Consider the following 4,089-nt stretch of genomic DNA (forward strand, 5'->3'; position numbering starts at 1 on the left):
GGCGGTCAGCAGCAGCGCGCATGCCGCCCAGGTCGTGATGACGCTTCGCTTGCTCTGCCCGGACTCGCGCATGGCCACGGCGCCGACCAGGGACTCCGGCAGATTGGACAAGAAGATCGCCACGAGCAATGTCAACGACACGCCGCTGACCAGCGACACCCCGAGCGCGAGGTTCTCCGGCACACCGTCCAGGGTCACCGCGGCCAGCAGCGCCAGGCCGACGCCACCGCGCGCACCGGTCTTGCTCACCTCCCGCTGCTCGGGCCCGGAGTGACCGGTGACATAGCGGTCCAGAGCGGAGTCCACGAGCACGAAAACGGCCGCCCCGGCCAACAGACCCAGCCCGGAGCGCACCGCACCACCGAGGTGAAACGCCTCCTCGAACAGCTCAAAGGCCAGCGCGGCGATCAGCGCCCCACTGGCAAAGGCCAGCAGAACCCCGGTGACCCGGCGCGGCGGACGCCACAGCGCACCGGCCACCGAGCCGATCACCAGCGCACTCGAAGCAGCCAAACCGAACAACACGGCGGTGAACATGCCGATCATTCTGGCGGTCAGCCCCGCCGTGAGCCCAGAGCACGGTCCAAGCGCCGAGAGGTTGCCCGTACCGCCTGGCGAGCATGAACGGAATACCGGGGCGGTGACCCCGCCAGGCTCGTCCCGGCGCTGATCAAGCTGGCCGACTCCGGCGAGCCGCCACTCCGCTGGGCCGCCGGCGCCGACACGGTCGCCGTCCTCGAAGACAAGGTCCAGACCCTACTCAACAGGCCGACGCCCACCGCCAGTTGTCCTCCTCGCTGTCCCACGGCGACAACACCTGACGCCCCCACAGCAGGCAACGCGCGGCGGGACACCCCAGCCCTGGATCAGACCGCTCTGTCTACGCCGGCCGACACCCCGAGCGATTCCCTGGACCGCAACGTATCCCGACAGAAACCGCGTGGGATTCCACGCAAATGGTGAGATCTCACCAAGAGTGGTGTCCGAGGCCGCAACGGCAACTACACGCTCGTAACTGGACCATAACCAGGGTCGTGGTGGTGCCGGCCCATTCGGCGGCCTCCCTAGGGGTTGCCGGCCAGTTCCCGTAAGAACAGCACCCACCCGGTGGCCTCCCTGGTGCTGATCCGGTGCGGTCTGCGGTCCACGAGCCGATGTCGGCGAGTCAGGTACCGGTCGCCGGCCACCCGGATCTGGGCGTGGCGCGCAGAGACCGTGGTGTCGCGAGCGCGATGTCGTTGTGGCGGTGCCGCCCGATGGTGACCAGCAGCCGATTCCTTTGTGCGGCGGCCGAGGTCTACCCCGTCGATGGTGCGGCCGGCCGATCGGGCCGGCCCCGATGGGACAGGCCGAGAGAAGAGAGCTGATTGCCGTGAGCATTCCCGCCACCATGCGGGCCCTGCAGCAGACTTCGCTGAGGGGTCCGCAGGACATGCGTTTGATCACCGACGCGCCGGTCCCGAGCCCCGGTCGGGGCGAGGTCCTGGTCCGGGTCGCCGCCGCCGGTGTCAACTTCGCCGACATCTCCAGGGCCTACGGCACGTTCCTGGGCGGCCCGCGGCCACCGTATCTGGCGGGTTTCGAAGCCGCAGGCGAGGTCGTGGCGGCGGGCGAGGCGGTGGCCGACCCACGACCGGGGACTCGTGTGATCGGCGTCGGATATGGAGCTTTCGCCGAGTACGTGGTCCTGCCCGCGGCCGCCGCTCTGCCGGTGCCGGCTGGCTGGAGTGCTGAGCAGGCGCTGGGTCTGGTGGTGAACTGGCCCACCGCACTTGCCGCGCTCAAACCGTTGGGCCACCTCACTACCGGGCAGACCGTGCTGGTTCACGCTGCGGCGGGCGCGACCGGCCAGGCCGCGGTGACCCTGGCCAAGCATTACGGCGCGACGGTCATCGCCACCGCCTCTGCGAGCAAGCACGAGACAGCGCTGGCACTGGGCGCCGACCACGTCCTGGACTCCCGCGCTGGCGACCTCGTCGCCGAGGTGCAGGGGCTGACCGGTGGTGCCGGTGCTGATGTGGTGCTGGAGTCGGCGGGTGGTGCCACCTTCAGCGCCAGCCTGGCCGCGGCCAAGCCGGTCACCGGCCGGGTCATCGTCTACGGCGTGGCCGGCGGCGAAGCCGCGATCACCAACTGGGAGCTGGTGTACAAGTACCAGGTTCACATCATCGGCCTCAACATCGGCGTGCTGATCCAGGCCGCACCCCAGATCTTCGGCGAGCTCATGGGTGAGCTGTCGACGCTCACCGCCGCTGGCGTCCTGCGCCCCGCTCGCCCCACCGCCTACGACCTGGCCGACGGCCCGAAGGCCCTCGCGGAACTGGAAGCCAGGGCGACCGTCGGCAAACTGGCCTTGCGGCCCTGACCACCGCCCGGACGCACCCCGTGACCTGGGTTTCGATTCCTTCGCAACAGCGGGCCGGTCGTACTGGGCGATGGTCCCGACCGGCGGGACCGGTCCGGACAGGGAGCAGCGCATGGCACGCGGGCAATCTGCGGCGGCGGACCACGAGCCGACGTCGCCAGACCACAGCCTGACGATGCACGGCCGGGATGCCATCGCGCGGCTGGGCGACCGGCCGCGGCCTAGGCTCGCGGCATGACAGCGCACGGGCCGGCGGCGGCCGAGCAGGACCGGTTCGCTGCCGACACCGAGCGGTTCCGCCGGGAGTTGGTGGCGCACTGTTACCGCATGGTCGGCTCGGCGCACGACGCCGAGGACCTGGTGCAGGAAACCTATCTTCGGGCCTGGCGTTCCTATGCTGGCTTCGAGGGCCGGTCCTCGATTCGGTCCTGGCTGTACACCATCGCCACCAACGTCTGCCTGACCGCGTTGCAGCCGCGCCGGATCCGGGTGCTGCCCTCGGGTCTGACCGGTTCCTACGACGGACCTGACCGCCCGCCAAGTCAAGCCTCGCCGGGTGAGGTCTCGTGGCTGCAACCCCTGCCGGACCAGTGGATCGCTCCAGCCGCCGACGATCCCGCCGCGGCGGTGGTCGCGCGCGAGTCGCTACGGCTGGCGCTCATCGCGAGCCTGCAGCACCTGCCGGCCCGGCAACGCGCGATCCTCATCCTGCGCGAGGTGCTGGCGTTCTCCGCGGCCGAAACCGCACAGATCCTCGGCACCACCACGGCGGCGGTCAAGAGCGGCCTGCAGCGCGCCCGCGCCCGGCTGGACGAACTGGAGCCAGACCCCGAAGAACTGCTCGAACCGACCGACCAGCGGGCGCGTGCCCTGCTCGACGGCTACATCGCAGCCTTCGAGCGCTCCGACGCCGGCCTGCTGGAACACGTCCTGCGCACCGACGCCACACTGGAAGCCACGCCATTCCGCGAATGGCAGGCCGGCCGGGCCAACTGCATCCGCCTGCTCGATACCTACGTCCTGGGCGCATCGGGCGACTGGCAGATGATCGCCACCACAGCCAACGGCCAGCCCGCCGCCGCCGTCTACCACCGCGACGCCCACGGCGCGCTGCGCGCACACGGCATCGTGGTACTGGCCCCCACCGCCACCGGTATCTCCCGCGTGATCGAGTTCCACGACCCGGCACTGGTCGTCACGTTCGGCTTCCCGGACAGGCTCGCAGACCGATCCCGAACAGCCGTGTAACGGCCACGCCGACCCGAAGCAGGCTGACACGCCGAACTGCCCTCGCACGGTCAGCGGAGCAAGTCCAGGGTGACCAGGACGCGCGCACGCACCTGGCCGGTCGGCTGGCCTGTCGATCTTGGCTGCGCAGTCGGTTCAAGCCGGCGCTTTGGGTGGTAACCGGGCGGGTGTTACGGCGTGGATGTCATCGCCTTGCGGAGGTCTTCGGCGTCGTAGATCAGTTCGCCGCGCACGATGGTGCCATCCTTGATCTGCAGTATCTCGGCGGCGGTGAGCACCCCGGGCAGCATCGCCATCTCCCAGTCGATCACTGAGCAGACCAGGTCACCGTCGACGAACTGGTGGCGTAGGGCGAAGCTGCGCACGGCGGCGCCGGCCTGGCGGGCCATGGTCCGAAACCGGTCGGCGTCGGAGAAGCTGGCGATCGGGCCGGTGAAGGTGAAGTTTTCGGCCAGTGGCACACCGGTCATGTCTCC

General features: G+C 69.9%; 4 protein-coding genes. 2 read left to right on the forward strand and 2 right to left on the reverse strand.

Annotated features, from left to right (window positions below; translation table 11 throughout):
- Positions 1 to 537 (reverse strand): ZIP family zinc transporter (locus VFV67_RS05035; protein WP_326467562.1); only part of this gene is annotated, 537 nt, incomplete at its 3' end.
- 802 nt (positions 538 to 1,339) lie between these two features.
- Here VFV67_RS05035 and VFV67_RS05040 point away from each other — a divergent pair.
- Positions 1,340 to 2,365: a zinc-binding dehydrogenase gene (locus VFV67_RS05040; protein WP_326467563.1), complete on the forward strand. Its 1,026-nt coding sequence runs from the start codon at positions 1,340 to 1,342 to the stop codon at positions 2,363 to 2,365.
- A 234-nt stretch (positions 2,366 to 2,599) separates the two neighbouring features.
- Entirely contained in the window at positions 2,600 to 3,613 is a 1,014-nt protein-coding gene (locus VFV67_RS05045) for an RNA polymerase subunit sigma-70 (RefSeq protein WP_326467564.1), read from the forward strand.
- A gap of 170 nt (positions 3,614 to 3,783) precedes the next feature.
- Here the strand turns inward: VFV67_RS05045 and VFV67_RS05050 are convergent.
- On the reverse strand, positions 3,784 to 4,089 hold a 306-nt coding region (locus VFV67_RS05050), incomplete at its 5' end, for a nuclear transport factor 2 family protein (protein ID WP_326467565.1).

Source organism: Actinophytocola sp. (genome assembly GCF_035762905.1).
Lineage (GTDB): Bacteria > Actinomycetota > Actinomycetes > Mycobacteriales > Pseudonocardiaceae > DASYTH01.

Coding starts and splice junctions, on each gene's coding strand:
- VFV67_RS05040 (WP_326467563.1), top strand. CDS start 1,340: ATGGGACAGGCCGAGAGAAGAGAGCTGATTGCCGTGAGCATTCCCGCC.
- VFV67_RS05045 (WP_326467564.1), top strand. CDS start 2,600: ATGACAGCGCACGGGCCGGCGGCGGCCGAGCAGGACCGGTTCGCTGCC.